Raw genomic sequence first — 2,548 nt, 5'->3', positions numbered from 1 at the left:
CCTTGTTTACAACCCCTGCAAAGAAAAATGCCGTTCAGACTTAACTGAACGGCATTACCCCGCACGCAGTGGGTGTTTTTTATTCGGCCGACGGCAGCGCCTACTGGATGATGCCGCCGCCCAGGCACACCTCGCCGTCATACAGCACCGCCGACTGCCCCGGCGTGACGGCCCATTGCGCCTCGGCAAACCCCAGCTGCAGCGTGTCGCCGTCCGCCGCCTGCACGGTGCAGGCGGCATCGCTCTGGCGATAGCGGGTCTTGGCCGCCATCGCCGCGCCCGCCGCCGGTGCCTCGCCCGCCACCCACGACAAGTCCGACGCGGTCAGCACCGGCGTCAGCAGCCACGGGTGGTCGTGGCCCTGCACCACGTACAGCGTGTTATTCGCCATATCCTTGCGTGCCACGTACCAGGCATCGCCGTTGCCGTCGCGGCTGCCGCCCAGGCCAATGCCCTTGCGCTGGCCCAGCGTATAGAACGCCAGCCCGATATGCTCGCCCACGACCTTGCCCTCGGGCGTCTTCATCGGGCCCGGTTTGGTCGGCAGGTAGCGGTTCAGGAAATCGCGGAACGGCCGCTCGCCGATAAAGCAGATGCCCGTCGAGTCCTTCTTTTTCGCGTTCGGCAGGCCGATCTCGGCGGCGATCTCGCGCACGCGGGTCTTGGGGATCTCGCCCAGCGGGAACAGCGTGCGCGACAGCTGCGCCTGGTTCAGCCGGTGCAGGAAATAGCTCTGGTCCTTGGTGTGGTCGAGTGCCTTGAGCAGCTCGAAGCGCCCTGCCGCGTTCTGGCGCACGCGCGCGTAGTGGCCGGTGGCGATGGTCTCGGCGCCGAGCGTCATCGCATGGTCGAGGAAGGCCTTGAACTTGATCTCGGCATTGCACAGCACATCGGGGTTGGGCGTGCGGCCGGCCGAGTACTCGCGCAGGAAATCGGCAAAGACGCGGTCCTTGTACTCGGCGGCAAAGTTGACCGCCTCGACGTCGACGCCGATCAGGTCGGCCACCGACACCACGTCCAGCCAGTCCTGGCGCGTGGAGCAGTACTCGCTGTCGTCATCGTCTTCCCAGTTCTTCATGAACAGGCCGATGACCTCGTAGCCCTGCTGCTTGAGCAGCCACGCGGTCACTGACGAATCGACCCCGCCCGACATGCCCACGACCACGCGCTTCCCGTTCGCGCTTCCGTTGCCGTTCGCGCTCACAGCTGTGCTCCCATGGACAACGCCGAAGGGTGCGTGTACAGCGCGTCCAGCGCGAAGCGCTTGCCGGCCAGGTAGTCGTCGATGCAGGCCATCACCAGCGGCGAGCGGTGGCGTTCCGGGCAGGCGCGGATCTCGTCGGCGCTCATCCACACGGTGCGGACGATGCCGGTGTCGAGCTGTCGGCCGGCGTCGAGCGAGCCCAGGTCGCCGGTAAAGGCAAAGCGCACGTATGTGACATCCGTACCGGTGCGCGACGACAGCGAGCGGCCCATGTAGCAGCCGAGCAACGCGCGCGGCTCGAAGGTGTGCGCGGTTTCTTCCAGGGTTTCGCGGATGACGGCGCGGATCAGGCTCTCGCCCGGATCCAGGTGGCCGGCCGGCTGGTTCAGGCGCAGCCCGTCCGCAGTTTCCTCTTCGACCAGCAGGAAACGTCCGCCACGCTCGATCACGGCGGCAACGGTCACGCTGGCATTCCAATCACGTGGCATGATGCTCAATTTTTAGGCAATCTCGCATTCTACCGGTTGCCGGGCCATCGTGCAGCGCCATGGGCTTGCCGGCCGCCCAGCGCTGCGTAACTGTTCGGAACTGTCCGGAAATCCGGCACCGCAGTGCAGCAATAACCGACCGCGCGGTCACACCATAGCGCGTCAGATTGCTGTAAGCTGCGAAAAAATTGTGCGCTGCGGCCAAACCGGCACGGCGAGCAACGGGCCAGACGTCGGTCCGACCAACCAGATTACGACGCCAGCTAAAGGAGAAATCGACGATGTACATCGGCATCCCGCAGGAGACGCGGGCAGGCGAAACTCGCGTCGCCGCCACCCCCGAGACGGTCAAGAAATACGTCGCCCAGGGCCACAAGGTGGTCGTGCAGGCCGGCGCCGGCGTTCGCGCCAGCCAGCCCGACGGCGCGTATGAAGCGGTCGGCGCCACCATCGGCACCGCTGCCGAAGCGCTGGGGGCACAGCTGGTGCTCAAGGTGCGCGCGCCCGACGACGCGGAACTGGCACAGATGAAGCCGGGGGCCGTACTGGTGGGCATGCTCAATCCCTTCGATGCCGAGAACAACGCGCGCATGGCGGCAGCCAGCGTGATCGCGTTCGCACTCGAGGCCGCGCCGCGCACCACGCGCGCGCAGAGCATGGACGTGCTGTCGTCGCAGGCCAACATCGCCGGCTACAAGGCCGTGCTGGTGGCCGCGCACCATTACCAGCGCTTCATGCCGATGCTGATGACCGCCGCCGGCACCGTCAAGGCCGCGCGGGTGCTGATCCTGGGCGCCGGCGTCGCCGGCCTGCAGGCGATCGCGACCGCCAAGCGCCTGGGCGCGGTGATCGAAGC

The 2,548-nt window shown here is 66.6% G+C and carries 3 protein-coding genes and 1 pseudogene; 1 reads left to right on the top strand and 3 read right to left on the bottom strand.

The annotated features are described in order from the left end of the window. Positions 1-100: 100 nt before the first annotated feature. The 3 genes from mnmA to IPF36_RS33920 are packed head-to-tail and all read right to left on the bottom strand — an operon-like array spanning position 101 to position 1,981. Positions 101-1,204 carry a tRNA 2-thiouridine(34) synthase MnmA gene (gene mnmA / locus IPF36_RS33930; RefSeq protein WP_276609598.1) on the bottom strand — a complete coding sequence of 368 codons (1,104 nt, stop codon included), beginning with the start codon at positions 1,202-1,204 and terminating at the stop codon, positions 101-103. Beyond that, positions 1,201-1,692 carry an NUDIX hydrolase gene (locus IPF36_RS33925; RefSeq protein ID WP_133092298.1) on the bottom strand — a complete coding sequence of 164 codons (492 nt, stop codon included), beginning with the start codon at positions 1,690-1,692 and terminating at the stop codon, positions 1,201-1,203. Before IPF36_RS33925 ends, mnmA begins: the two co-directional genes overlap by 4 nt. After that, positions 1,682-1,981 (bottom strand): hypothetical protein, encoded by a 300-nt coding sequence (locus IPF36_RS33920; protein WP_135705905.1) that lies wholly within the window; start codon positions 1,979-1,981, stop codon positions 1,682-1,684. The genes IPF36_RS33925 and IPF36_RS33920 overlap by 11 nt, the downstream gene beginning before the upstream one ends. On the opposite strand from IPF36_RS33920, the pseudogene IPF36_RS33915 reads away from it, so the two are divergent. Then, positions 1,974-2,548, top strand: a pseudogene (locus IPF36_RS33915) (NAD(P)(+) transhydrogenase (Re/Si-specific) subunit alpha); the annotation flags it as partial. The gene IPF36_RS33920 and the pseudogene IPF36_RS33915 sit on opposite strands and share 8 nt — an antisense overlap.

This window comes from Cupriavidus sp. IK-TO18, from assembly GCF_015549295.1.
In the GTDB taxonomy this organism is placed as follows: Bacteria; Pseudomonadota; Gammaproteobacteria; order Burkholderiales; family Burkholderiaceae; genus Cupriavidus; species Cupriavidus oxalaticus_A.
The sequence above is the reverse complement of the archived record's forward strand: the minus strand, read 5'-3'. Positions and strand labels throughout refer to the sequence as shown.